We start from the raw sequence: 25035 nt of genomic DNA, 5'->3' as shown, positions 1-25035 counted from the left end.
AAGGCGGGGGCACGGACGGTTGGACCTGGACTCCTTGATAGATTTTGCAAACGAGGCAACCGAGGAAATCGCCAAGTACACGGTGCCCGTCACTTTGTCGCCAGACAAGATGATGGCGAATGAGCACGCAATCGAGGCCCTTGCGTGGGACTCCATCAGCTACGGTGACGAAGAGCTGGAAAAGGTTCCTGCTGACAAGCGAGGTATCTACGCTTTCGCGATTTGCAGGAATAATGCTGTTCTACCGCCCCACGGGTACGTTCTCTACATTGGAATCGCAGGACGCGATTCCGAACGCTCGCTGAGGGACCGGTATAAGGAGTATCTCAATGCCAGAAAGGTCAAGAAACGCGCACGCATAGCACGGATGATCGGAACCTGGCATCAGGTGCTGCGGTTCTATTTCGCTCCCATCGACGATGATATTTCCTCAAATGATTTGCAGGCGCTCGAAAAACAGCTCAACACGGCGCTGATGCCGCCGTTCTCCGAGGGAGACCTTGAAGCCGATACAAAGCAAAAACGGAGGGCGTTCCGGTAATGGCGAAAAAGCACAAGAAAATCGTACTGCCGGCCCTCCGTGGCGTCATGGGCGACTGGGTTTTCTATTCATGCCTTATGGACGTGGGGGAATTGAGTTCCCGCGTCAACTTCGCGGAGGAAATCCACGAGAACGAAGAGCTTTCGGACATGATCCAAAGACACCTCAAGAGAGGCCGTGCCGCACAGATAGCGGATTATCTCAAGAGGCAGCCCGAGCGCTTCTTCAATTCCCTTGTCATTGCTACATACGGCGGCCAGCCGAACTGGCACGCCCTTTCGGATGTTCGGAGCAAGACCGCCCCGGATGAGTTGAAGAACCTGACCGAGGATACGGTTTCCTCTGTCGGCTTCCTGACGCTGACGGGACAGGAGAAGCTTTTTGCGCTTGACGGTCAGCATCGTCTGGCGGGCATCAAGAAGGCTGTGAAAGACGGTCTGGACAACGACCCCTATGATGAACTCTCCGTCATATTCGTCGGACACAAGGACACCAAAAAAGGATTGGAGCGCACACGCCGGTTGTTCACGACCTTGAACAAGACGGCACGACCCGTTTCCAAGGGGGAAATCATCGCCCTCGATGAAGACGATGTCATGGCCATTTGCGTAAGGCGACTCATTGAAGAAACGAAGCTTTTCGCAGACAACAGGCTCGCTTTTGTCGCCAGCAACAACATGCCGACCGCCAACACGACGAGCTTAACGACAATCGCCAACCTCTACGACGTGCTGACGATCCTGTTTACCAACGCGTATTCGGATTTGAGAGAGCAGAAGGCGGATTTGCAGAGGGTCCGTGCCGACGACCAGACGCTGGATAAATATTTGAGGTTCGCGGAAAGCTATTTCCTTCAGCTCAGAAAGAATTTCAAAGCGCTGGACGAATTTTTCAGCGCGAAGAACACCGAACCGGTGGTCAAGAAGTATCGTGGGAATCATGGCGGGCATGTCCTGTTTCGGCCGATCGGACTGGAAATCATGACTCGTGTGATCGCCCGCTTCACGAAGGATATGAGCCTGGCGCGGGCCGCCAAGCTGGCAGCCGAGTTGCCCGATAGCCTCGATGAAGAACCGTTTCGGTGGCTCATGTGGGAGCCGAATAAAAAGATCATGCTCAACGGCCACAAGGTGACTATTCGTGAAGTTCTTTTGTACATGGTCGGGAAGAACGCAAAGAACTACACTGAAGCGACATTGCTTGAGAGGTATCAAAGAGAAACCGGCGATGATGCGGCTGAATTGCCGGAAAAGATCAGGTGAAACCGTATACCGCGGAGCGGATGGGCGAGAATGCACAAGAATGACATGAACAGGAAAGGTCAGGCGCATCGCACCCGCCGTGAATGAACAATGACCAGATCGACCCACACGCCTGACACCGTACCGGGCATGGCCCTTCAAACCCTGTTGCGCAACGCCAAGGCATCTGCGTTGCGCGAGGTGATCGGTCCGTCGATCGTGGATACGCTTCGGGGGCTCGACCCCGAACTGGACTCCGGCACCCGGCTCGGGGAGCTTGCCGTCAACCTTGTCGAACCCTCCGAAGCGTTGCGCGACCCGGAAATGCGCAGCCGCATCATCCGCATGCTGCCCTTATCCAAGGCGCGCGAGCTGGGCGGGCATCTCGGCGCGAAAGACGGCCGCACGCTATACGACGATCTCTGCGTCGCCGCCGCCGATTCTGCGGCGCTGGCTGTGTTGTACTCGTTCTTCGGCGTGGTCCGGGACGTTCGCGCGCCGGCAGACTCGGCGCCGGACGCCACGAAGGCATCCGCCGGATACGCGCTGTTCGATCACCAGCGTGCCGCTGCCGAGCGTGTGGTGCATGCGCTTGGCGACGCGCCGCGCAAGGTCATTCTTCATATGCCGACAGGCGCGGGCAAGACCCGCACGGCCATGCACATCGTGGCGGAACATCTGCGCCGGAGCGAGCCGACCGTCGTCTGCTGGCTCGCCCAGAATGCCGAACTTCTGGACCAAGCCGCGGGCGAGTTCGAGAATGCATGGAAGTTTCTCGGTAATCGGGAAACCGCACTCGTCCGCTTCTGGGGACACAGGAGACCGGATGTTCTCGACATACAGGACGGTGTGATCGTTTCCGGCCTCGCCAAGATGTCGGCGCTCGACAACCGCGATGCCGCAACCCTGTTGCGTCTGGCCGACCGCGTCTCGTTGACGATTATCGACGAGGCTCACCAGGCGATTGCGCCGACATACGCGGCGATCCTTACGGCCCTCTACAGCAAGCGGCCGCACAACGCCTTGCTGGGCCTCACGGCGACGCCCGGACGAAGCTGGTCGGATATCGGCGAGGACCGCAAGCTTTCGGATTATTTCGACGGCCGTAAGGTCACGCTCGAAGTCGAAGGTTACGACGACCCCGTCACTTTCCTGATCGACCAGAAATATCTTGCGCGCCCAACCTTCCGCACACTAAATTCCGATGCGGGGCTCACGCTGAGCGAGAACGATGTCAATGCGCTCTCATCCGCGATCGACGTGCCGGAACAGATTCTGGAGCGTCTGGGTACGGACACGCAGCGCAACCTGAAAATCCTGTCCGCAGTCGAAGACCTGATGACGCGGCATCGCCGCGTCATCGTATTCGCGCCATCGGTGGAGAACGCGCGCGTGCTTACGGCGATCTTGTCCATACGCGGACATGAAGCATTTGTTGTAACCGGTCAAAGCAATACAGCGGAACGCGAAAGAGTAATCAGGCGTTTCAAAAGTAAAGATAATCGCGCTATGGTGGTTGTAAACTACGGTGTGTTGACCACCGGATTCGACGCGCCCGCGACGAGTGCAGCCGTCATCGCGCGCCCGACACGGTCGCTTGTGCTTTACAGCCAGATGGTCGGCAGGGCGACGCGCGGCACGCGGGCCGGTGGAAATGACGAGGCCGAGATTGTAACGGTTGTCGATCCGCACTTGCCTGGCTTTGGCAGCGTGGCCGACGCATTCAAGAACTGGGAGGACGTTTGGGATGAGCCTGACAGAAGCTGCTGAGTCGCAAAGGCTCGATGGAGAAATCATTCCGCCTGAACTGGCCGTGAAGGCCATGCGCGACAGCGGCTACAAGAACACCGCGTACGCGCTTGCGGAGTTGATCGACAATTCCGTTCAGGCGAACGCCGGCAATGTCGAGGTGATCTGCCTTGAAGGGTATCGGCAGGTCAACGAACGCGCCAGCCGGAGGATTCAGGCAATCGGCATCCTGGACAACGGCGACGGCATGACCCCCGAGACGCTGCGTCTCGCCCTTCAGTTCGGAAACGGCACGCATCTGACGGACCGGAAGGGTATCGGCCGTTTCGGTATGGGCCTGCCGAACTCGTCGATTTCGCAGTGTCGCCGGGTGGAAGTCTGGACATGGCAGAACGGTCCGGACAATGCCATGTATTCCTATCTCGATGTCGATGAAATCGAAGGGCGGCGGCTGTATGCGGTTCCGGCCCCTGCGCACAAACCGCTTCCCGATGAATGGCGCGCCCGTTCCGACGACGTCGAGACGACCGGCACGCTCGTGCTCTGGACGAATTTCGACGATCATCGCCTGAGCTGGCGCGGCGCGCAGGCGACGCTGCGCCACACAGAATCACTTGTCGGGCGTATGTACCGGAAATTCATCGACGACGGACGCCTTTCGATCCGGCTCCTGGCATTGCCCGAAGACGAGGGTGAACCTACCTTCGACGAACCGGTGCGCGTCAACGACCCGCTCTACCTGATGCGCGATTCATCGACCCCCGCCCCGTTCAACACGGAGCCGATGTTTCAGCCCTGGGGTGGCGCGGACGAGGTATTCTCCATCGACTATGACGGCGCAAAGCACGATGTCGTGGTCCGCATGAGCTGGGCGCGGGAAGAAACCGTGCCGGAAGACAGGAGCGACCGCGGCTCGAAGCCCTACGGCAAACACGCCGCTAAGAACATCGGCCTGTCAATCGTCCGCGAGGGCCGCGAACTGGACCTTGATCCCGCATGGACCAATAGCTACGACCCGACCGAACGCTGGTGGGGCGTCGAGGTCGAGTTTCCCTCGACGCTCGACGAGGTGTTCGGCGTTACCAACACCAAGCAAAGCGCGACGATCTTCTCGCATATGGCCCAGTTCGACTGGAAGGCCGAAGCCAATCCCGGCGAATCGCGGTCGGAGTTTCAGGAACGCATACAGGGCGAAGGCGATCCGCGCGCGATTCTGCTGCCCATCGTCGATCACATACGCGACCAGATTCAGGAGGTGCGCAAACGCCTCAAGAAACAGAATGTCGGACGTCGGACGAAAGAAGACAGGCATGACGAGCCTGACGTTTCCGACCTAGCCACGACAAAATTCCGCGAGCGCGCTGAACAGGGACACGAGACGGAGTCTGACCGCGAAGAGTTCACGGAGAAGGATCGCGACGATCTCGAGAAAGACCTGATGGAGGACAAACACTACCGTCAGGACGTTGCCCGGGAAATCGCCGAAGCGACTTTCACGCGCAAGCGGAAGGTCCTGTTCCTTGAAAAGTCGATGGAAGGTTATGCGTTCTTCAATGTCGAACACAAACAAGGCGGGCTGACTGAAGTCGTCTTCAATAGCAACCATCCCTTTTACGACCAACTGATTGAATCGCTGCGACCCCAGATCGGCGACGAGACCGATGCCGAGTTGATGGAGCGGATTCACACGGCTGCCGACACGCTGGAGCTGCTGTTCGCCGCTTGGGCGCGCTACGAGATGGAGGAAGTTCGGCAGAAGAACCGGCTGTTCGAGATGCGGCAGGAATGGGGAAAGATGGCGCGCTTCTTCCTCACCGAAGAGGATGACGAATGACATGGCGGTTGTCCTTCCCGGCGACGGTATTCTCGAACTTGTCAGGGCCGCTAACGACCGGGTGGTCATAGCAGCGCCGTACATCAAATCCCCGACCTTGCGCCGGTTGCTCCATGCCGTCCCCGAGACGGTGTCGGAATGCATCTGTGTCACGCGCTGGCTTCCCGAGGACATCGCCTCCGGCGTCTGTGATCTCGAAATCCTCGAGGACATCGCCGGCGCGCGCGGCGGACGCCTTCTGGTCCATCCGCACCTGCATGCGAAATACTATTCGAACGGCAGGGACTGTCTCGTCGGTTCTGCCAACCTTACAGCGCGAGGCCTCGGCTGGCACACACCGTCCAATGTCGAGTTGCTTGTCGCCCTTCCGGCCGAGCTCGAAGGGCTGGCCGAATGGGAACACGCGCTGCTGGGCTCCGCCGTGCAAGCCACTGAAGAGTTGCGCGACCGCATTCGCCGGCAGGCCGATGACCTGAAAAAAGACAAAACCCCGCGTCGGCTTCCGGAGGTTGAAGACGATGTTGCGACGGAGGTTGAGCAGACCTTGTGGGTACCGCGATGCCCGACACCGGACCGCCTCTGGCAGGTCTATCGCGGGCGCGGCGCCGATACGATGGTGACCAGCGCGTTCGAGGCGGCTCAGGCGGATCTGGCGGCGCTGTCACCGCCTCAGGGGCTGACGCAGGATCTCTTCACAGCCTATGTGGCGGGCATCTTGAAACAGATGCCGCTGCTTGCAGAGGTAGACAAGCTGGCGGCGGCCGGTTTGACGGACACGAAAGCTCACGAGTTTCTGGCTGCCAGCCTTGGCGGCACGGGATCGGAAGAAGAGTACGCGCAGGTCTGGCGCGTGGTCAAACTCTGGCTTGTGCATTTCTTTCCAGACTCCTACCGGCTTGAAACAGGTCAGGAGGTTCTCGTGAAGGGCAGAGAGCTGCCTCGACGATGACTTGTCGTGTGCGTGATCGCTGATAGTGTAGGGATGCTTCATTTAACATTCATGTGAGCTTGCTTGGCGGCTGACATCGGAGAGAGGGTAAGCGCCCATAAACCGACCCCCTTGCGGGATTGGAATTAGGCCGCCTTCGAAGCCCCCGGCAACTGCGCGTTCCAGGGGAGGTAGCAGTGCTTCCAGTTTCTCCACTGTATCGGCCTCGGCAATGTGCTCCAGCACATGGTGGATGTAGGCCGAGGGCTCCAGGCCATTGGCTTTGGCTGTTTCGATCAGTGAGTAACAGGTGGCACTGGCCCGGGCACCCTGAGAGGTATTGGCGAACAGCCAAGCCTTTCGATTATTTGTAGCTGCGCATAATCGAGCTGCGCATAATCGAAATTATGCCCAGTTCTCGATTATGCGCAGTTATTCGGACGCTTCATCTGTAACGCACTGACTATGAATAGAAATCTCTGCCCGGAGGAATGGGTCCACAAGACATATGAGGTGGACCCCAAAATTCGGACCAGGGGTTAAGCTCTGATCATTCCGACAGGAGAATCTGATCATGAGCAGGAAACGCAAGCAATACAGCGCTGACTTCAAGGCCAAGGTGGCCCTTGAGGCCCTCAAAGGGGAGCAGACCACCTCGGAGCTGGCAGCCCGCTTCGAGATCCATCCGACCATGGTGAGTCAGTGGCGGCGTGAGTTGCTGGACAAGGCGACGGGGATCTTCGAGGGCAAGGGCGGGGGCAAGGCGGCCCAGAAGACCCAGGAGGAGATCGACACCCTGTACCGTGAGATCGGCAAGCTGACGGTGGAACGGGATTTTTTATCGCGCAGGCTCGGTCGTTGAGCCGGGCCCAGCGACAAACCCTGGTGGACCCGCAGGCGGTTGATGCGGGAGCGGGCCACGAACTCCACCTCGCCGCGCTCATCCCCCACGCCGCCAGCTGACGTGGCACGGATGCTCAGCCCCAGCCACTGCTGGTTTGGCTCCAGGTCCAGCAGGGGAGGGCGGGTCCTGGGCAGCCAGGTGTCCAGAAGGTAGTCGGTCCGCCCCTCCACGAAGGCGGTGTACCGGGAGCGCATCAGGGCTTCGGCCGTTGGGGGGAGGGAGGTGCCATCCAGAAAGGGGCCGCAGCAGCGTTCGCGGTGGAGGCCGGAGCCGCACGGGCAGGGTGCGTTGTCAGCCCGTGGCGGGTGCTTGCGTTTTGGCATGTGGGTTCTCTTCGGAAGGGGGGTGATCCAGTGTATGGCCGGCGGTAGTGAAATTCCCACCAGATCATATTATGATCGACCCTTTTCCCCTCGCTTCCGTGCGGCGCGCTCATCACGCGCCCGGGAGCGACCCCGAGACTAGGCCCGCAGAGCGCGCAGCAGGAGACCCAGACCGTGGAATTGACCGGTGCCGAGATATTTGTCCGATGCCTGCAGGAAGAGAATGTCGATACCTTGTTCGGCTATCCTGGGGGCTCGGTACTGCACATCTACGACGCCCTCTACCGCCAGGACAAGGTGGAGCACATCTTGGTGCGCCATGAGCAGGCCGCCGTGCACGCTGCAGAGGGCTACGCCAAGTCCACCAATCGCCCCGGTGTGGTGCTGGTGACCTCCGGCCCGGGAGCCACCAACGCGGTCACCGGCATCGCCGATGCCTACATGGATTCCGTGCCCCTGGTGGTCTTCAGTGGCCAGGTGCCCACCAGCCTGATCGGCAACGATGCCTTCCAGGAAGTGGACACCGTGGGCATCACCCGGCCCTGCGTGAAGCACAACTTCCTGGTGAAGGACGTGAAGGACCTGGCCACCACCATCAAGAAAGCCTTCTACGTGGCCACCACCGGGCGCCCGGGGCCCGTGGTCGTGGACATCCCCAAGGACATCACTGCTGACAAGTGCGAGTTCCAGTATCCGCGCTCCATCAAGATGCGCTCCTACAACCCCACGGTGAAGGGGCATCCGGGGCAGATTCGTCGCGCGGTGGACCTGATACTCTCCGCCCGTCAGCCGGTGATCTACAGTGGCGGGGGGGTGATCCTGAGCAATGCCTCCAGGTCGCTGACCGAGCTCACCCGGCTGCTGAATTACCCCATCACCAATACCCTGATGGGCCTGGGCGCCTACCCCTCGTCGGACAAGCAGTTCATCGGCATGCTGGGGATGCACGGCACCTATGAGGCCAATATGGCCATGCATCACGCGGATGTGCTGATTGCCATCGGCGCCCGCTTTGATGACCGGGTGACGGGCAATATCGAGAAGTTCTGTCCCAATGCCCGCATCGTCCACGTGGACGTGGATCCGGCCTCTATCTCCAAGAACGTGAAGGTGGATGTGCCCATCGTCGGTCAGGTGGACAGCGTGCTCAAGGCCATGATCAAGGAGATCAAGGCCGGGGAGCGCCGCCCCGATCCCGAACCGCTGGAGAACTGGTGGAAGCAGATCGACGAATGGCGCTCCATGGACTGCCTCAAGTACGATCGCGACAGCGAGCTGATCAAGCCCCAGTACGTGCTGGAGACCCTGCATCGCCTCACCCAGGGGGATGCCTTCGTCACTTCCGACGTGGGGCAGCATCAGATGTGGACGGCCCAGTTCTACGGTTTCGACAAGCCCAATCGCTGGATCAACTCCGGCGGCCTGGGCACCATGGGCTTCGGTCTGCCGGCGGCCATCGGCACCCAGTTGGCCCACCGGGACGAGACCGTAGTCTGCGTGACCGGCGAGGCCAGCATCCAGATGTGCATCCAGGAGTTGTCCACGGCCCTGCAGTATCATCTGCCCATCAAGGTGGTGGCCCTGAACAACCGCTACATGGGCATGGTGCGCCAGTGGCAGGAGTTCTTCTATCAGGGGCGTTATGCCATGTCCTACATGGATGCCCTGCCGGACTTCGTGCAGCTTGCCGAGGCCTACGGGCACGTGGGCATGCGCATTGAGTCGCCGGGCGACGTGGAAGGGGCGCTCAAGGAGGCCCTGGACATGAAGGATCGTCTGGTCTTCATGGACTTCATCACTGACCAGAGTGAGAACGTCTATCCCATGATCCCGGCCGGTGCGGGCCAGAACGAAATGATCCTCCTGTAATCATGCGACACATTATCTCGATACTGATGGAAAACGAGTCCGGTGCCCTCTCCCGGGTGGCCGGCCTGTTCTCGGCTCGTGGCTATAATATTGAATCGCTGACCGTGGCGCCCACCGAGGATCCCACCCTGTCCCGACTGACTCTGGTCACCCGGGGGTCGGACCAGGTGATCGAGCAGATCACCAAGCAGCTCAACAAGCTGGTGGATGTGGTCAAGCTGCTGGATTTGACCGAGCATCGCCACATCGAGCGCGAGATGATGCTCATCAAGCTCAAGGTGCAGGATGCCGACCAGCGCGCCGAGGTGATGCGCATGGCCGAGATCTTCCGCGGTCACATCATCGATGTGAGTGCCGCCACCTACGTGGTGGAGCTCACCGGCGACAGCGACAAACTGGACGCCTTTGTGGAATCCATGAGCCACTTCGAGGTGATCGAGGTGGTGCGCTCCGGCGTCATGGGGATTGCCCGTGGCGACGTGGCCCTGAAACTCTGATTGCTCTTTCCCTTCAACCCAACGTTCATTTTCCGGGGATTTACCAAATGCAGGTCTATTACGACAAAGACGCCGATCTTTCCATCATCCAGGGGATGAAGGTGGCCATCATCGGTTATGGCTCCCAGGGTCATGCCCATGCCAACAACCTGAAGGATTCCGGCGTCGACGTGACCGTGGGCTTGCGCCCGGGTTCGTCCTCCGCCAAGAAGGCCGAGGACGCTGGCCTGAATGTGAAGAACATCGAAGTGGCCGTGAAGGGTGCCGACCTGGTGATGGTGCTGGCCCCGGATGAGCATCAGGCCGACCTGTATGCTCAGCAGATCGAGCCCAACCTGAAGGAGGGCGGTGCCCTGGCCTTCGCCCATGGCTTCAATGTGCATTTCGAGCAGATCCAGCCCCGTGCTGATCTGGACGTGCTGATGATCGCCCCCAAGGGCCCCGGTCACCTGGTGCGTTCCACCTACACCCAGGGTGGCGGTGTGCCCAGCCTGATCGCCGTCTATCAGGACGCCACGGGCCGTGGCCGGGAGATCGCGCTGTCCTATGCCTCCGCCAATGGCGGTGGTCGTGCCGGCATCATCGAGACCACCTTCAAGGACGAGACCGAAACCGACCTGTTCGGCGAGCAGGCCGTGCTCTGCGGCGGTGCCTCTGCCCTGGTGCAGGCCGGTTTTGAAACCCTGGTCGAGGCGGGTTACCCGCCGGAGATGGCCTACTTCGAGTGCCTGCACGAGCTCAAGCTGATCGTCGACCTGATGTACGAAGGTGGCGTGGCCGACATGCGTTACTCCATTTCCAACACCGCTGAATACGGTGATATCACCCGGGGCCCGCGCGTGGTCAACGAGCAGACCAAGGAAGAGATGCGCAAGATCCTGAGCGAGATCCAGACCGGTGAGTTTGCCCGTGAATTCATCCTGGAAAACAAGGCCGGTGCGCCGCGCCTCAAGGCCAGCCGTCGCCTGGCCCGCGAGCACGATCTGGAAGTGGTGGGCAGCCGCCTGCGGGACATGATGCCCTGGATCAAGGACAACAAGATCGTCGACAAGTCCAAGAACTAAAGCCTCAACGCCCCGGGTGCGCGCCGCGTGCCCGGGGCCGGGATGATCATGTTACCCATTGCTCCGGAAGGACGTGCCTATCTTGCGCTGCTGGCCGTGTTGGTGGCCGTGGCGCATTTGTTTTTGGGCGTGTGGGCCGCCCCCACGTGGCTGTTGCTGCTGGGCGGCTTTTTTGTGTTTCGTAACCGGGGGCGGGATACACCCTCCCGCCCGCTGGCCGTTTTCAGTCCGTTGGATGCGCGGGTGACGGCCGTGGACGAGTGCCACGACCCGTTCCTGGAGCGTCCGGCGTTGCGCATCACCCTGCGCCAGAACTGGCGTGGGGAGTTCAATATGTACAGCCCGCTGGAATGCCGGGTGCAGCAATTCTTCCGTCGCAAGACCGATAATGCCGTGGATGCCAGCGGGCATCTGGCCGTCTGGTTGAAGACCGACGAGGGGGATGATGTGGTTGTGGCCATGCAAAGTCGCTCCTGGCCGCATGTATTCAATTGCGTGGCCGGTAGCGGCGATCGTCTGGGCCAGAGCCGTCGTTGCGGCTTTCTGGGGTTTGGCCGGTGGGTTCAGGTTTACCTGCCGCCCACGTCGCGTGCCGAGGTGCAGCCGGGCCAGCGTGTGGCTGCGGCGACGGATGTGATGGCCACCCTGGTCCATAAAAAGCAGGAAGCCGAGTCGTGAACGACGAAGGTGAGGCAACGCCCCCACGGGGGCGGCGCGGTATCTACCTGCTGCCCAACCTGTTCACCACGGGGGCGCTGTTTGCCGGTTTCTACGGCATTATCGCCGCCTTTGAGGGGCAGTTCACCGCGGCGGCAGTGGCGATCTTCGTGGCCATGATCCTGGATGGCGTGGATGGGCGCGTGGCCCGCATGACCCAGACCCAGACCGCCTTCGGGGCCGAGTATGACTCCCTGGCGGACATGGTCTCCTTTGGCGTGGCGCCCGCCATCATCATCTATTTGTGGGCCCTGTCGGGGTTGGGGCAGCTGGGCTGGGTGGTGGCCTTTTTCTATGCCGCCGCCACCGCCCTGCGTCTGGCCCGGTTCAATGTGAAGGCGGGTAGTTCCGACAAGCGTTTTTTCCAGGGGCTGCCGAGTCCATCGGCGGCTGCCGTGCTGATGGGGATGGTGTGGGTATGGAATGAGTTGGGCTTTGCGGGTCAGGATCTGTTCCTGCTCGCGTTGCTGCTCACGGTGCTCAGCGGTGCGGCCATGGTGAGCAATCTCACCTACTTCAGTTTCAAGGATATGGATTTTCGTCACCGCGTGCCGTTCTTTGTCGTGCTGGGGGTGCTTTTCGCGGTGATGCTGACAGCCCTGGATCCGGCCAAGGTGCTGTGGACGGGGTTCTTGCTGTATGCCCTGTCCGGCCCGGGCCTGGCGCTGCTGCGCTGGCGGCGCAAGCGCATGCTGCGTGCCGGAGGGGATTGACCCTGTTCGCGCATTGACGCGGTGGAAATATGGGTTTAATATCCACGGCTTCCGCGTCGCCTCGGCTGTTTGTGAGGTTGGGAAATCCGGGGTATAGCGCAGTCTGGTAGCGCGCCTGCTTTGGGAGCAGGATGTCGGGGGTTCGAATCCCTCTACCCCGACCATAAAGACCCGGAGGATGCGTGGACTCCGCGCCCGTAGCTCAACTGGATAGAGCATCGGCCTTCTAAGCCGAGGGTTGCAGGTTCGAGTCCTGCCGGGCGCGCCATTTGCCGGGTGACCGGTGGCAGTGTTGAAAATGATGGTGGCCGTAGCTCAGATGGTAGAGTCCCGGATTGTGATTCCGGTTGTCGCGGGTTCGAGCCCCGTCGGCCACCCCATCTTCTGGCAGGGTATCTGGCGACCCTGGCAGTAACCCGAAAGCGGGTACCAGTCAGACGGGCCGTTAGCTCAATTGGTAGAGCAGTGGACTCTTAATCCATTGGTTGAAGGTTCAAGTCCTTCACGGCCCACCATTTTGTGTGTTTCGAAAAGGCCCGGCGCATGCCGGGCCTTTTCGTATCTGCGGCACGGGCGGCGCAATGGGTTATAGTGCGTGTGGCGTGCTTGTATAATCCCGGGTTTGCACGGTTGGTAATGGATGCATGCGAAAGTGGCGGAACTGGTAGACGCGCTGGATTTAGGTTCCAGTGGGGAAAACCCGTGAGAGTTCGAGTCTCTCCTTTCGCACCAATTTACGCGTTTGGCAAGTCGAGCCCGCAGTGGCTGCAAGGCGCCCCAAGGGACGCCGGGTTTGCCACGACTCAAGATTCGAAAATTTAGAGGCGAAGAGGTTTTCATTCCATGCAAGTATCAGTGGAGTCCCTGAGCAACCTGGAGCGGCGGATGACGGTGCAGGTGCCTGCCGAGCGCATTCAGGAAGAGGTGGATCGTCGCCTCAAGTCGCTGGTCAAGCGCGTGCGCATCGATGGTTTCCGTCCCGGCAAGGTGCCCCTCAAGGTGGTGCAGAAGCGCTACGGCGAAGGTGTGTATCAGGAAGTTCTGGGCGAGATCCTGCAGTCCTCCTACCAGGAGGCCCTGGCTCAGGAACGCATCATCCCCGCCGGCACCCCGGACATCGAGCCCCAGTCCATGGAGGCGGGTCAGCCGCTGGAATATGTGGCCACCTTCGAGGTGTTCCCCGAGGTGCAGCCTGCCGACATGTCCGGCGCCCAGATCAAGCGTCCTCAGGTGGAGATCACCGAGGCGGACGTGGACAAGGTGATCGAGTCCCTGCGCAAGCAGCGCCGTGAGTGGGTGGATGTGGAGCGCCCGGCCGCTGAAGGAGACCAGGTGGTGGTGGACTTCAAGGGCACCCTGGATGGCGAGGCCTTCGAGGGTGGCGAGGCCGAGGACGTGCCGATTGAACTGGGCCAGGGTCGCATGATCAAAGACTTTGAAGACCAGCTGCCTGGCGTGAACCCCGGTGAGGAAAAGACCATCGAGGTGAACTTCCCCGAGGATTACCCGGCCGAACACCTGGCAGGCCGCACGGCCGAGTTTGCGCTCACCGTGAAGAAGGTCCAGGAGCCTTCCCTGCCGGAGCTGAACGACGAGTTCGCCAAGGCCTTCGGAGTGGAAGAGGGCGGCATGGAGAAGCTGCGCGAGGAAGTGAAGAACAACATGTCCCGCGAGATGGGGCAGGCGGTCAAGGCGCGGGTCAAGGACCAGGTCATGGACGCCCTGCTGGAGCGTAACTCCGTCGATCTGCCGTCAGCCATCGTGCAGGAAGAGATCAACCGCCTGCGCGAGCAGACTCAGTCCCGCTACGGCATGAACCAGGAAGGGGCGCCGCAGCTGCCCGACGAGCAGTTCAAGGCAGACGCCGAGCGACGCGTTGGCCTGGGGCTGGTGATCCGCGAGATCGTTCGCCAGCACGATATCAAGGTGGACCAGGACAAGGTCACCGCCGAGCTGGAGGCCATGGCCGCCGGTTATGAAGATCCGCAGCAAGTGATCAGCTATTATCGTGGTAACAAGCAGGCCATGAGCGGATTGGAAGCCATGGTGCTTGAGCAGCAGGTGGTCGAATGGGTGCTGGCCCAGTGCGAGGTCAGCGACGAACCCATGAGTTTCGACGCCCTCATGAATCCTTCCCAGGAGAATCAGGCCTGATGCAAGATGATGGTTTGACAAGTGGTGGGGCCCAGGATACCCGGGCCCTGAACCTGGTGCCCATGGTGGTCGAACAGACCGCCCGTGGCGAACGCGCCTATGATATTTACTCACGCCTGCTCAAGGAGCGGGTGATCTTTGCCGTGGGTCCGGTGGAAGACTACATGGCCAACGTGATCGTGGCCCAGATGCTGTTCCTGGAGTCGGAGAACCCCGACAAGGACATCAGCCTCTACATCAATTCGCCGGGCGGTGTGGTCACCGCCGGCCTGGCCATCTACGACACCATGCAGTTCATCAAGCCGGACGTGAGCACCCTGTGCATCGGTCAGGCTGCCAGCATGGGTGCCGTTCTGTTGGCCGGTGGCGCCAAGGGCAAGCGTTACTGCCTGCCCCATTCGCGGGTGATGATCCACCAGCCTCTGGGTGGTTTCCAGGGTCAGGCCACGGACATCGATATCCACGCCCGGGAAATCCTGAAGGTTCGGGATCAACTCAATGGCATCCTGGCCCGCCACACGGGGCAGTCCATTGAGCGTATCGCCGAGGATACCGAGCGGGATCGTTTCCTGAGTGGCCCGGAGAGCCAGGAATACGGCATTGTGGACAAGGTGCTCGACGTCCGCACGCCGCCGGCGAAGCCCTGATAGTCGGGTGCCGGGCGCGCTCCGGCACCCAATAACCCTGCCCGCGGGCGGCTTGCATCCTGCTGATAAAAGGGGCAAGGTGTAACCGAACGGTACGAATTGAGGTCGGCGATGAGCGACAACAAAGGCAAGGATTCGGACAGCGGGAAACTGCTTTATTGCTCCTTTTGCGGCAAGAGCCAGCATGAGGTGCGGAAGCTGATCGCGGGTCCGTCCGTGTTCATCTGCGACGAGTGCGTGGAGCTGTGCAACGACATCATCCGTGAGGAGATGCAGGAGCAGGCGGCCGCCTCGGGCAGCAAGTTGCCCACGCCCCACGAAATCAACCAGATTCTCGACGAATACGTGATTGGTCAGGAGCGGGCCAAGAAGATCCTCTCCGTGGCCGTGTACAACCATTACAAGCGTCTGGAAGCCAAGAGCGGCAAGGACGACGTGGAGCTGGCCAAGAGCAACATCCTGCTCGTTGGCCCCACCGGCTCGGGCAAGACCCTGCTGGCCGAGACCCTCGCCCGCCTGCTGAATGTTCCCTTCACCATCGCCGATGCAACCACCCTCACCGAGGCGGGGTACGTGGGCGAGGATGTGGAGAACATCATCCAGAAGCTGCTGCAAAAATGCGACTACGATGTGGAAAAGGCCCAGACGGGTATCGTCTACATCGATGAGATCGACAAGATCTCCCGCAAGTCCGACAACCCCTCCATCACCCGTGATGTATCCGGCGAGGGTGTGCAGCAGGCACTCCTGAAGCTGATCGAGGGCACCGTGGCGTCGGTGCCGCCCCAGGGTGGCCGCAAGCACCCTCAGCAGGAATTCCTGCAGGTGGATACGCGCAACATCCTGTTCATCGTGGGCGGGGCGTTCTCCGGCCTGGAAAAGGTCATTCGGGACCGCACCGAGAAGGGCGGTATCGGCTTCTCTGCCGAGGTGAAGGCCAAGGATGAATCCCGTTCCAGTTCCCAGGTGCTGTTTGGCGTGGAGCCGGAGGACCTGGTCAAGTTCGGTCTGATCCCCGAGTTCGTGGGTCGGCTGCCTCTGGTGGCCACGCTGGAGGAGCTGGATTCAGATGCCCTGATCCGCATCCTCACCGAGCCCAAGAACGCCCTGACCAAGCAGTATCGCAAGCTGTTCGAGATGGAAGGGGTGGAGATCGAGTTCCGCGAGGATGCCCTGCGGGCCGTGGCCAGGAAGGCCATGGAGCGCAAGACGGGTGCCCGTGGTCTGCGCACCATTCTGGAGCAGGTGCTCCTGGACAGCATGTACGAGATCCCCTCCACGGAGAATGTCTCCAAGGTGGTCATTGATGATGCAGTGATCATGGGGGACGCCAAGCCCTATCTGATCTACGAGAACTCCGACTACCAGAAGGCCGCGTCGGACTGATCGGTATCCCCGGCGCCATGCTGGCCAAAGGGGGGGCAGATTCAGATCTGCCCCCCTGTTCTGGTTTTTCTCACCATTCACCCCCCTTTTCTCTCGTTTTGACCCTCCCAGGCTGGAATTTCCGGCTTTTTTTCCTTTGGTCCTTGAATTCGCCGTTAACATACCCATCAAATAAGGTATTGGCGCGTGCCACCCCCCGCGCGCCGTGGATCGGCGGGGGCCCATACCGAATCCAGACGAGACCCAAGCACCATGGATAACGAACAGAAGACCCAAGCAGCCACCAACGAGCCCATCCAGACGGTGCCCGTCCTGCCGCTGCGGGACGTGGTGGTCTATCCCCATATGGTGATCCCGCTCTTCGTAGGTCGCGAGAAGTCCATTCGGGCGCTGGACACCGCCATGGAAAACAACAAGCAGATCCTTCTGGTGGCCCAGAAGAGCGCCGAGGTGGACGAGCCATCGGCGAAAGAGATCCACCGGGTGGGCACCCTGTCCACCATCCTGCAACTGCTCAAGCTGCCCGATGGGACCATCAAGGTCCTGGTGGAAGGCTCGGAGCGGGCGCGGGTGATGGAACTCACCGATGGCGAGGAGCATTTCTCGGCACAGATTTCCATGATCCCTCAGGAGACCAGCGTCGACGAGCGGGAGATGGAAGTGCTCACACGTTCGGTGCTCAATCTCTTTGACCAGTATGTGAAGCTCAACAAGAAAATCCCGCCCGAGATCCTCACTTCCCTGGCGGGCATCGAGGACGCTGCGCGCCTGGCAGATACCATCGCCGCGCACATGTCCCTGAAGATCGAGGAGAAGCAGAAGATCCTCGAGGTGGATGACGTGCGCACTCGCCTGGAGCACCTGATGTCCCTGATCGAAGGGGAGATCGACATCCTGCAGATCGAGAAGCGCATTCGCGGCCGCGTGAAGCAGCAGATGGAGAAGAGCCAGCGCGAGTACTACCTCAATGAGCAGATGAAGGCCATCCAGAAGGAGCTGGGCGACCTGGAAGATGCCCCCAACGAGTTCGAGGAGCTGCAGCGCCGGGTGGAAAAGGCCGGCATGCCCAAGGAGGCCAAGCAGAAGGCCCAGAACGAGCTCAACAAGCTCAAGATGATGTCACCCATGTCGGCCGAGGCCACGGTGGTGCGCAACTACGTGGAATGGCTCACCAGCGTGCCCTGGAAGAAGCGCTCCAAGGTGCGCAACGACATCGAGGAGGCCCAGCGGGTTCTGGACGAGGATCACTACGGTCTTGAAAAGGTGAAGGAGCGCATCCTCGAGTACCTGGCCGTGCAGCAGCGTGTGCGCAAGCTCAAGGGCCCCATCCTGTGCCTGGTGGGCCCGCCGGGGGTGGGCAAGACGTCCCTGGGGCGTTCCATCGCCCGGGCCACCAATCGCAAGTTCACCCGCATGTCCCTGGGTGGGGTGCGCGACGAGGCCGAGATCCGTGGTCACCGGCGTACCTACATTGGCGCCCTGCCGGGCAAGATCGTTCAGAACCTGTCCAAGGCGGGTACGCGTAATCCGCTGTTCCTGCTGGATGAGATCGACAAGATGGCCATGGACTTCCGGGGCGACCCGGCTTCGGCCCTGCTGGAAGTGCTGGACCCTGAGCAGAACAGCACCTTCGCGGATCACTATCTGGAGGTGGATTTTGACCTGTCGGACACCATGTTCGTGGCCACGGCCAACAGCATGAACATTCCCGGTCCGTTGCTGGACCGCATGGAGGTGATCCGTCTGCCCGGCTACACGGAGGATGAGAAGACCAGCATCGCCCAGAATTACCTGGTGCCCAAGCAGATGAAGAACAACGGCCTGAAGGAGGATGAGCTGAACATCAGTGAGGCGGCCATCCGCGATGTCGTGCGTTACTACACCCGCGAGTCGGGGGTGCGTAACCTGGAACGTGAGATCTCCAAGATCTGCCGCAAGGTGGTGAAGACCCATCTGATCAAGGCCTCGGACCGCAAGACCGTGGTCTCGCCCAAGAACCTGGACAAGTACCTGGGTGTGCGGCGTTTCCGCTACGGTGTGGCCGAGGAGCACGATCAGGTGGGGCAGGTGACCGGTCTGGCCTGGACCGAGGTGGGTGGCGAGTTGCTCACCATCGAGGCGGCTGTGGTACCCGGCAAGGGCAAGTGCATCCACACCGGCAAGCTCGGGGACGTGATGCAGGAGTCCATTCAGGCAGCCATGACCGTGGTGCGCAGTCGTTGCCAGACCCTGGGCATTGCCGAGGACTTCCACGAGAAGAAGGACATCCACATCCACGTGCCCGAGGGGGCCACGCCCAAGGATGGTCCCAGCGCCGGTATTGGCATGTGTACGGCCATTGTCTCGTCGCTCACGGGGATCCCGGTGCGCTCCGATGTGGCCATGACCGGGGAGATCACCCTGCGGGGCGAGGTGCTGCCCATCGGCGGCCTCAAGGAGAAGTTGCTGGCGGCCCACCGGGGCGGTATCGAGACCGTGCTGATTCCTCATGAGAACGAGAAGGATCTGGCGGATATCCCCAAGAACATCAAGAGCCGTCTGGATATCCGCCCGGTGCGCTGGATTGACGAGGTGCTGGCCATTGCGCTCAAGGAGCGTCCGGCCGGTGCCGAGGAAGAGGCCCCGGAGAAACCGGAGGTGGCAGCCAAGCCCGCCGGCAAGGGATCCACAGGCCGCGTGCCGCACCACTAGCGCCTGACCCCGGCGTTTTGTCGGGAGTTGCCTGCGCGCACAGCCTCGGACGCGTCCGCAAGGACAGCCCGAGGGTGTGCGCGCAGGTTCTTGATAATGGCCACAAACGGCGCTGCGCGGGGCTTTGCGGCCCGGGCGCGTTGTTGACAGCTTCGAAATGCGCTTGGTATAAAGTCCGCGTTCTTGTCCAAGCGCCCATAACAATAAATCCCTGTAACCTCTGACGAACCGAGTCCGTGCCGCCCGTTTTTTTCAGGCGCTCAGGCTGGCTATTTCCCTTGACTCGGCGAGACGCCACGCGCTTCGTCCACGCTATTGCCTAACTGAAGGTACAACTGAATGAATAAATCCGAACTCATTGACGCCGTCGCCAGCTCCGCCGACCTCCCCAAGGCTGCAGCCGCGCGTGCGGTGGATTCCATTGTTGATGTGATTTCTGATACACTCCGCCAAGGTGATCAGGTGACAATCGTCGGTTTCGGAACCTTCCTGGTTCGTGAGCGCGATGCCCGCAGCGGCCGCAACCCGCGCACCGGCGACACCATCCAGATCCCGGCTTCGAAAGTCCCGAGCTTTAAGGCTGGTAAAGCACTGAAAGATGCTGTAAACTAGCGCGCTTTCATCGGGTGCTTAGCTCAGCTGGTAGAGCGTCGCCCTTACAAGGCGAATGTCGGGGGTTCGATCCCCTCAGCACCCACCAAGGTGTTCATTCCAGAAGAATTCTGGTAGCATTAGATTACAATTTGGAGCGGTAGTTCAGTTGGTTAGAATACCGGCCTGTCACGCCGGGGGTCGCGGGTTCGAGTCCCGTCCGCTCCGCCATATTCAAACAAAAAGGGTGCCTCAGGGCACCCTTTTTGCTTTCTGGCTCCCCTTTGGATCTGCTCACCTCCCCCGCGAAACCCGATGCGCTTTTGGGTATCATGGACCTCACTTTCCGTTGTTGGATAGCTAATACCCCATGCTTCTGAAAATTCGCGACAAGGCGTCGGGCTGGTTCGCCTACGCCATCATCATCATGATCACCATCCCGTTTGCTCTTTGGGGGGTTCACGAGTATTTCGGTGGCGGCGCCCGCCTGGTGGCGGCCGAGGTCAACGGCACCGAGATCACCACCCGGGAGTTGCAGCGGGAGGTGCAGCGTCAGCGCGACCAGATGGCGCAGTTTTTTGGTGGACGTCTGCCCGACGGTGTCCTGGATGAACAGGCCCTGCGGGAGCACGCTCTGCAATCCGTGATCCGGCGTGAGTTGGTCAGGCAGATCGTGAGCGAGCGTGGTTTCACCATCAGCCAGCAAGCGGTCGCCAGGGAGTTGTCCGGCATTGAAGTGTTCCATCAGAACGGTGTTTTCGACCCCGAGCGCTATCAAAGGCTGCTGGAGGCTCAGCGTATCAGCCGCGGCGCTTTCGAGGCCGATGTGGCACAGGGTCTGCGTCTGGAGCAGTTCGAGGCGGGAGTTCGCAACTCGGCCCTGGTCACCGACGCCGAGGTGCGAGAGTACCTGCGCCTGAGCAACCAGGAGCGCACCCTGAGTTATTTCATCATCCCTGCCGAGGACTATGCCCGGGAGGTGAATATCGATGATGACCAGGTACAGGCCTACTATGCCCAGAATGAAGAGCGCTTCCGCACGCCGGAGCGGGTGCGCCTGAGTTATGTGGAACTGGATCTGGGGCGCCTGGAATCGGAGTTGAGTGTGTCCGAATCGGAACTGCGGCGTCATTATCGTCAGGAACTGGATCGTTTCACCTCGCCGGAGGAGCGCCGCGCGGCGCACATCCTGGTGCGCGTGCCCCGGGATGCGGATGATGCCCAGGTGGAGGCGTTGCGCAGCAAGGCCCGGGAGTTGCGCGCCCGTATCGATGAAGGTGAAGACTTCGAGTCGGTGGCTCGGGAGGCCTCCGAGGATGACTTCAGCGCCGGTGATGGTGGCGACCTGGGGTATCTGCAACGGGGGGACCTGGGATCGGCCCTGGATGGTGTGCTGTTCACCATGGATGAGGGGGAGATCAGCCAGCCGGTGCGGACCAATGAAGGTTTTCATATCCTGCGCCTGACGGAGATCCAGCCTGCTGAATCGGAGCCCTTCGAGGCCGTGCGTGACGAGGTGGAACAGGAGGTCCGCGCCCGTCAGGTGGAATCCCGGCAGATCGAACTCATCGAGCAGATGATCACCCAGGCCTATGAAAATCCCCGCAGTCTGGCCGCCGTGGCGGATGCCACGGGTCTGGAAGTCCGTGAAACCGACTGGCTGACCCGCGATGAAGGCGAGGGCATCGGCGAGCAGGACGCAGTGCGCCGGGCGGCCTTCAGCACGCCGGTGCTTCAGGAGGAGCGCAACAGCGATCTACTGGAGTTGGCCGATGGCCGGGCCCTGGTGATTCGAGTCAAGGAGCACGAGCCGTCCACGCCCCGTCCTCTGGAAGAGGTGGAGGATCAAATCCGCGAGCTGATTCGTGCCGAGGAATCCGCGCGATTGGCACGAGAAGCCGGGGAGGTGCTGCTGCAGGCCCTCAGGGAAGGCGAGAGCCTGTCACAGGTGACTCAGGGCCTGCCGGGTGAACTGGATGAGAACCGCACGGTGACCCGCGAGGATGCCCGCGTGCCCAACGAAATCCTGCGCACGGCCTTTGGTCTGTCGGCGCCCCGGGAAGGGCGGCACACGGCGGGCGGCGTGAGCCTGGAAGACGGGGACTACGCGCTGCTGACCCTGCAGGAGGTACGGAACGTGGAACCGGATCAGCGTGCACTGAGCGGTGCTCGCGGTCATCTGCGTGGCCTGTATGGTGCGCTGGACTTCGAGGCGGTGCTGGAGTCCCTGCAGGCGCAGGCGGATATCAAGATCCACCGGGACAACCTCTGATCCCACGCCCCTCATCCCCAACCCTTCTCCCCCAAGGGGGAGAAGGGCGTCCATCAGTAGTTCATTGTTGCCCTGGGGAGAAGAGCACAGTAGAACCCCTCACACCTCCGCCGGCCCCAGCCCCAGGGTGCTGTAGCCGGAGTCCACGTAAGTGATCTCCCCGGTGATGCCCGAGGCCAGGTCCGAGCACAGGAACGCGGCGGCGTTGCCCACCTGCTCGATGGTCACGTTGCGACGCAGCGGGGCATTGTTCTCCACATGGTCCAGGATCTTGCGGAAGTCGCCGATGCCGGCGGCGGCCAGGGTGCGGATGGGGCCGGCGGAGATGCCGTTCACGCGCACGCCCTCCGGGCCCAGGGTGTAGGCCAGAAAACGCACGTTGGCCTCCAGGCTGGCCTTGGCGAGGCCCATGAGGTTGTAGTTGGGCATGGAACGCACGGCGCCCAGGTAGGACAGGGTGAGGATGGACGCATCCCGGCCCTTCATCATAGGCCGGGCCGCCTTGGCCAGGGCCGCCAGGCTGTAGCTGCTGATGTCATGGGCGGTGTTGAAGGCCTCCCGGGACATGCCATCCAGGAAATCACCCTCCAGGGCCTCCTTGGGGGCGAAGGCGATGGCATGTACCAGGCCCTCCAGTCCATCCCAGTGCTGACCCAGTTGCTCGAAAACCGCATTGATCTGTTCGTCGCTGGATACATCGCAGGGCAACACGATGCTGGAGCCGCATTCCCCGGCGAGCTTGGCCACCCGATCCTTCAGGCGATCGCCCTGGTAGGTGAAGGCCAGTTCCGCGCCCTCACGCGCCATGGCCTTGGCAATGCCATAGGCGATGGAGCGGTTGCTGGCCACGCCCGTGATGAGCACCCGCTTGCCGGTCATGAAACCCATGCTGTGATCTCCTGTCTGTCTGTTTCAGTGGTATCAAGATGATTCGGCGGACATGATACTACTAACGGTGCGGGACGCGCGCCCCACCCCTTGTCACACCCTCGCCGAACCCGGAGACTTGGCCCTCAAGCCGTCATGGACCCGTCCGATGGAAAAACGCTACACCTCGAAAGACTTCGTGATGCTGGGCCTGTTGCTGGGTCTGGGGTTGCTGTTGATCCTGCTCATGTACCAGGTGGATCGGCAGTGGTCCCGCATGGCGGAGATGCAGCGTACCCTGCAGGAGCAGGGAGACGATCTGCGTCGCATCCGCGGGGCGGTGCAGGGGCTGGATGCGCGGCTGCGGGCCGGGGTGGTGGCGCCCGGTGCAGGGGAGGGGCCGGCGGATGCCGATGCCGTGCCCGAGGCCTTTGCCCGGGCCTTCGAGGCCAGCCAGCAACCGGACTTTGCCACCGGAGACTGGCTGGTGCGGGCCTTTCCCACCGGCTTGTCCACACTGACGCCGCTGGTGTCCAGCGATGCCTACGCCAGCGAGGTGCAGAGTTATGTGCTCGAGTCCCTGCTGGTGCGCGACCCGGACACCCTGGAATGGCAGGGCCTGCTGGCCCGGGACTGGGCATTCAGCGACGATGGGCTCACCATCACCTTCCAGTTGCGGCAGGGCCTGGAATTCTCCGACGGCGAGCCCCTCACCGCGGATGACGTGGTGTTCACCTACGAGTTCATCATGAACGATGACATCGCTGCCCCCCGGGCCCGGGCCTTCCTGGAAAAACTGGAAAAGGTGGAGGCCCTGGGCGAGCACGAGGTGGCCTTCACCTTCTCCGAGCCCTATTTCAACAGTCTTTCCCTGGCCGGCGGCATGCAGGTGATGCCCCGCCACTTCTACGAGCCTTACCTGGATGAGCCCCGCCGCTTCAATGAATCCCGCGGCCTGCTGCTGGGCTCTGGCCCCTATCGCCTGAGCGATCCCAAGGGCTGGACACCGGACGCCGGCATGGTGGAACTGCAGCGCAATCCCCGTTACTGGGGGCCGGTGGACCCGCCCTTCAACCGCCTGCTATGGCGGGTGATCGAGAACGACAGTGCCCGGCTGACCACCTTCCGCAATCAGGACATCGATCTCTACACGGCCCGGCCCCGGGAATACCGACAGTTGCTGGAGGATGAGCGCCTGCGGGCCCGCACCCAGCACTTCGAATTCATGAGCCCCACCGGGGGGTACACCTACATCGGCTGGAATCAGCGGCGCAACGATGAGCCCACGCGATTCGCCGACCGGCGCGTGCGCCTGGCCATGACCCATCTCACCGACATGGAGCGGGTGATCGACGAGATCATGCTCGGCTACGCGGAGGTGGCCATCAGCCCCTTCAACCCGCGCAGTCCCCAGCATGACAGCAGCCTGGAACCCCATGAGTTCAGTGTGGACAAGGCCCGCGCGCTGCTGGAAGAGGCAGGCTTCGAGGACCGCAATGGCGACGGCATCCTCCAGGGCCCCGATGGCAAGCGCTTCGAGTTCGATATGGTGTTCTTCCAGGATAACGAGGACACCCGGCGCATGGTGCTGTTCCTGCGGGATCTGTATGCCCGCGCCGGCATCCTCATGCGCCCCCGGCCCACCGAGTGGTCGGTGATGCTGGACCTGCTCAACCGCAAGGATTTCGATGCCATCACCCTGGGCTGGACCAGCGGCGTGGAGATCGATGTTTACCAGATGTTCCATTCCAGCCAGACCGTGTCGGGCGGGGACAACTTCATCAGTTACGAAAACCCGGAGCTGGATGCCCTGATCGAAAAGGCCCGGGCCACGGTGGATGAGGAGGAGCGCATGGCCATCTGGCACCAGGTTCAGCGGGTGTTGCACGAGGACCAGCCCTACACCTTCCTGATGCGCCGCCAGACCCTGGCCTTCGTGGATGACCGGCTGGCCAATCTCAAGCGCACCCGCCTGGGGCTGAATTTGGGCACGGTGCCGCTGGAGATCTACGTGCCCATCGAACAACAACGTCACGCGCGCTGACCC

General features: G+C 61.4%; 19 protein-coding genes, 7 tRNA genes and 2 pseudogenes. 25 read left to right on the top strand and 3 right to left on the bottom strand.

The window, feature by feature from the left end; all coding sequences use genetic code 11:
• Positions 1-34: 34 nt before the first annotated feature.
• The 5 genes from ECTHA_RS0104375 (at position 35) to ECTHA_RS0104355 (ending at position 6314) form a co-directional block, all read left to right on the top strand.
• Positions 35-541, top strand: coding sequence for a hypothetical protein (locus tag ECTHA_RS0104375; protein WP_156946809.1), 507 nt, complete (start codon positions 35-37; stop codon positions 539-541).
• Entirely contained in the window at positions 541-1803 is a 1263-nt protein-coding gene (locus ECTHA_RS18885; protein ID WP_051582571.1) for a DGQHR domain-containing protein, read from the top strand. The genes ECTHA_RS0104375 and ECTHA_RS18885 overlap by 1 nt, the downstream gene beginning before the upstream one ends.
• A 90-nt stretch (positions 1804-1893) precedes the next feature.
• Positions 1894-3552 carry a DEAD/DEAH box helicase gene (locus ECTHA_RS0104365; protein ID WP_238984821.1) on the top strand — a complete coding sequence of 553 codons (1659 nt, stop codon included), beginning with the start codon at positions 1894-1896 and terminating at the stop codon, positions 3550-3552.
• Positions 3530-5365: an ATP-binding protein gene (locus ECTHA_RS0104360; RefSeq protein ID WP_025280889.1), complete on the top strand. Its 1836-nt coding sequence runs from the start codon at positions 3530-3532 to the stop codon at positions 5363-5365. Before ECTHA_RS0104365 ends, ECTHA_RS0104360 begins: the two co-directional genes overlap by 23 nt.
• Position 5366: 1 nt before the next feature.
• Positions 5367-6314, top strand: a complete 948-nt coding sequence (locus tag ECTHA_RS0104355) for a phospholipase D family protein (protein WP_035369125.1) — start codon at positions 5367-5369, stop codon at positions 6312-6314.
• Positions 6315-6356: 42 nt separating this feature from the next.
• Here ECTHA_RS0104355 and ECTHA_RS20330 read toward each other — a convergent pair.
• Positions 6357-6656: pseudogene (locus tag ECTHA_RS20330) on the bottom strand (transposase domain-containing protein); the annotation flags it as partial.
• A gap of 211 nt (positions 6657-6867) precedes the next feature.
• On the opposite strand from ECTHA_RS20330, the gene ECTHA_RS20325 reads away from it, so the two are divergent.
• Positions 6868-7155, top strand: a complete 288-nt coding sequence (locus ECTHA_RS20325) for a transposase (protein ID WP_025280892.1) — start codon at positions 6868-6870, stop codon at positions 7153-7155.
• 20 nt (positions 7156-7175) lie between these two features.
• Here the strand turns inward: ECTHA_RS20325 and ECTHA_RS20320 are convergent.
• A pseudogene (locus ECTHA_RS20320) lies at positions 7176-7520 on the bottom strand (YchJ family protein); the annotation flags it as partial.
• 174 nt (positions 7521-7694) lie between these two features.
• Between ECTHA_RS20320 and ECTHA_RS0104345 the strand changes: the two are divergent.
• The 18 genes from ECTHA_RS0104345 to ECTHA_RS0104260 all read left to right on the top strand — a co-directional run bounded on the left by ECTHA_RS0104345 (position 7695) and on the right by ECTHA_RS0104260 (position 22121).
• Positions 7695-9389 carry an acetolactate synthase 3 large subunit gene (locus ECTHA_RS0104345; RefSeq protein WP_025280893.1) on the top strand — a complete coding sequence of 565 codons (1695 nt, stop codon included), beginning with the start codon at positions 7695-7697 and terminating at the stop codon, positions 9387-9389.
• Between the two features lie 2 nt (positions 9390-9391).
• On the top strand, positions 9392-9886 hold the full coding sequence (gene ilvN, locus ECTHA_RS0104340) for an acetolactate synthase small subunit (RefSeq protein ID WP_025280894.1): 495 nt from the start codon (positions 9392-9394) through the stop codon (positions 9884-9886).
• Between the two features lie 47 nt (positions 9887-9933).
• Positions 9934-10950, top strand: a complete 1017-nt coding sequence (gene ilvC, locus ECTHA_RS0104335; RefSeq protein ID WP_025280895.1) for a ketol-acid reductoisomerase — start codon at positions 9934-9936, stop codon at positions 10948-10950.
• 48 nt (positions 10951-10998) lie between these two features.
• Positions 10999-11628: a phosphatidylserine decarboxylase gene (locus ECTHA_RS0104330; RefSeq protein ID WP_025280896.1), complete on the top strand. Its 630-nt coding sequence runs from the start codon at positions 10999-11001 to the stop codon at positions 11626-11628.
• On the top strand, positions 11625-12380 hold the full coding sequence (pssA, locus tag ECTHA_RS0104325; RefSeq protein ID WP_025280897.1) for a CDP-diacylglycerol--serine O-phosphatidyltransferase: 756 nt from the start codon (positions 11625-11627) through the stop codon (positions 12378-12380). The genes ECTHA_RS0104330 and pssA overlap by 4 nt, the downstream gene beginning before the upstream one ends.
• Before the next feature lie 87 nt (positions 12381-12467).
• Positions 12468-12544, top strand: a tRNA-Pro gene (locus tag ECTHA_RS0104320).
• 27 nt (positions 12545-12571) lie between these two features.
• A tRNA-Arg gene (locus ECTHA_RS0104315) sits at positions 12572-12648 on the top strand.
• A 36-nt stretch (positions 12649-12684) separates the two neighbouring features.
• A tRNA-His gene (locus ECTHA_RS0104310) sits at positions 12685-12760 on the top strand.
• A gap of 59 nt (positions 12761-12819) precedes the next feature.
• Positions 12820-12895: transfer RNA gene (locus ECTHA_RS0104305), tRNA-Lys, on the top strand.
• 131 nt (positions 12896-13026) lie between these two features.
• A tRNA-Leu gene (locus ECTHA_RS0104300) sits at positions 13027-13112 on the top strand.
• A 111-nt stretch (positions 13113-13223) separates the two neighbouring features.
• Positions 13224-14534 (top strand): trigger factor, encoded by a 1311-nt coding sequence (gene tig / locus ECTHA_RS0104295; RefSeq protein WP_025280898.1) that lies wholly within the window; start codon positions 13224-13226, stop codon positions 14532-14534.
• Positions 14534-15181, top strand: coding sequence for an ATP-dependent Clp endopeptidase proteolytic subunit ClpP (gene clpP, locus ECTHA_RS0104290; RefSeq protein WP_025280899.1), 648 nt, complete (start codon positions 14534-14536; stop codon positions 15179-15181). The genes tig and clpP overlap by 1 nt, the downstream gene beginning before the upstream one ends.
• 111 nt (positions 15182-15292) lie before the next feature.
• Entirely contained in the window at positions 15293-16567 is a 1275-nt protein-coding gene (gene clpX, locus ECTHA_RS0104285) for an ATP-dependent Clp protease ATP-binding subunit ClpX (RefSeq protein WP_025280900.1), read from the top strand.
• 252 nt (positions 16568-16819) lie between these two features.
• Positions 16820-19258 carry an endopeptidase La gene (gene lon / locus ECTHA_RS0104280; RefSeq protein ID WP_025280901.1) on the top strand — a complete coding sequence of 813 codons (2439 nt, stop codon included), beginning with the start codon at positions 16820-16822 and terminating at the stop codon, positions 19256-19258.
• A 339-nt stretch (positions 19259-19597) separates the two neighbouring features.
• Positions 19598-19870: an HU family DNA-binding protein gene (locus ECTHA_RS0104275; protein WP_025280902.1), complete on the top strand. Its 273-nt coding sequence runs from the start codon at positions 19598-19600 to the stop codon at positions 19868-19870.
• 12 nt (positions 19871-19882) lie between these two features.
• Positions 19883-19958: transfer RNA gene (locus tag ECTHA_RS0104270), tRNA-Val, on the top strand.
• A gap of 45 nt (positions 19959-20003) precedes the next feature.
• Positions 20004-20080 (top strand) — tRNA-Asp (locus tag ECTHA_RS0104265).
• 139 nt (positions 20081-20219) lie between these two features.
• Entirely contained in the window at positions 20220-22121 is a 1902-nt protein-coding gene (locus ECTHA_RS0104260) for a SurA N-terminal domain-containing protein (protein WP_025280903.1), read from the top strand.
• A gap of 99 nt (positions 22122-22220) precedes the next feature.
• Here ECTHA_RS0104260 and fabI read toward each other — a convergent pair whose 3' ends face one another.
• On the bottom strand, positions 22221-23009 hold the full coding sequence (gene fabI, locus ECTHA_RS0104255) for an enoyl-ACP reductase FabI (RefSeq protein WP_025280904.1): 789 nt from the start codon (positions 23007-23009) through the stop codon (positions 22221-22223).
• 148 nt (positions 23010-23157) lie between these two features.
• On the opposite strand from fabI, the gene ECTHA_RS0104250 reads away from it, so the two are divergent.
• Complete coding sequence (locus tag ECTHA_RS0104250) at positions 23158-25032, top strand: peptide-binding protein (protein WP_025280905.1); 1875 nt, start codon at positions 23158-23160, stop codon at positions 25030-25032.
• Positions 25033-25035 lie beyond the last annotated feature (3 nt).

Origin of the sequence: Ectothiorhodospira haloalkaliphila ATCC 51935 (assembly GCF_000633935.1) — a bacterium.
Lineage (GTDB): Bacteria > Pseudomonadota > Gammaproteobacteria > Ectothiorhodospirales > Ectothiorhodospiraceae > Ectothiorhodospira > Ectothiorhodospira haloalkaliphila.
The sequence above is the reverse complement of the archived record's forward strand: the minus strand, read 5'-3'. Positions and strand labels throughout refer to the sequence as shown.

What these genes read in the sequence shown, in the direction of transcription:
- ECTHA_RS20325 (WP_025280892.1), top strand. Translation starts at nt 6,868, where the DNA reads ATGAGCAGGAAACGCAAGCAATACAGCGCTGACTTCAAGGCCAAGGTG.
- clpP (WP_025280899.1), top strand. Translation starts at nt 14,534, where the DNA reads ATGCAAGATGATGGTTTGACAAGTGGTGGGGCCCAGGATACCCGGGCC.
- ECTHA_RS0104250 (WP_025280905.1), top strand. Translation starts at nt 23,158, where the DNA reads ATGGAAAAACGCTACACCTCGAAAGACTTCGTGATGCTGGGCCTGTTG.
- ilvC (WP_025280895.1), top strand. Translation starts at nt 9,934, where the DNA reads ATGCAGGTCTATTACGACAAAGACGCCGATCTTTCCATCATCCAGGGG.
- ECTHA_RS0104260 (WP_025280903.1), top strand. Translation starts at nt 20,220, where the DNA reads ATGCTTCTGAAAATTCGCGACAAGGCGTCGGGCTGGTTCGCCTACGCC.
- ECTHA_RS0104365 (WP_238984821.1), top strand. Translation starts at nt 1,894, where the DNA reads ATGACCAGATCGACCCACACGCCTGACACCGTACCGGGCATGGCCCTT.
- fabI (WP_025280904.1), bottom strand. Translation starts at nt 23,009, where the DNA reads ATGGGTTTCATGACCGGCAAGCGGGTGCTCATCACGGGCGTGGCCAGC.
- ECTHA_RS0104275 (WP_025280902.1), top strand. Translation starts at nt 19,598, where the DNA reads ATGAATAAATCCGAACTCATTGACGCCGTCGCCAGCTCCGCCGACCTC.
- ECTHA_RS0104360 (WP_025280889.1), top strand. Translation starts at nt 3,530, where the DNA reads ATGAGCCTGACAGAAGCTGCTGAGTCGCAAAGGCTCGATGGAGAAATC.
- clpX (WP_025280900.1), top strand. Translation starts at nt 15,293, where the DNA reads ATGAGCGACAACAAAGGCAAGGATTCGGACAGCGGGAAACTGCTTTAT.
- ECTHA_RS18885 (WP_051582571.1), top strand. Translation starts at nt 541, where the DNA reads ATGGCGAAAAAGCACAAGAAAATCGTACTGCCGGCCCTCCGTGGCGTC.
- ECTHA_RS0104355 (WP_035369125.1), top strand. Translation starts at nt 5,367, where the DNA reads ATGGCGGTTGTCCTTCCCGGCGACGGTATTCTCGAACTTGTCAGGGCC.
- tig (WP_025280898.1), top strand. Translation starts at nt 13,224, where the DNA reads ATGCAAGTATCAGTGGAGTCCCTGAGCAACCTGGAGCGGCGGATGACG.
- ECTHA_RS0104330 (WP_025280896.1), top strand. Translation starts at nt 10,999, where the DNA reads ATGTTACCCATTGCTCCGGAAGGACGTGCCTATCTTGCGCTGCTGGCC.
- lon (WP_025280901.1), top strand. Translation starts at nt 16,820, where the DNA reads ATGGATAACGAACAGAAGACCCAAGCAGCCACCAACGAGCCCATCCAG.
- ilvN (WP_025280894.1), top strand. Translation starts at nt 9,392, where the DNA reads ATGCGACACATTATCTCGATACTGATGGAAAACGAGTCCGGTGCCCTC.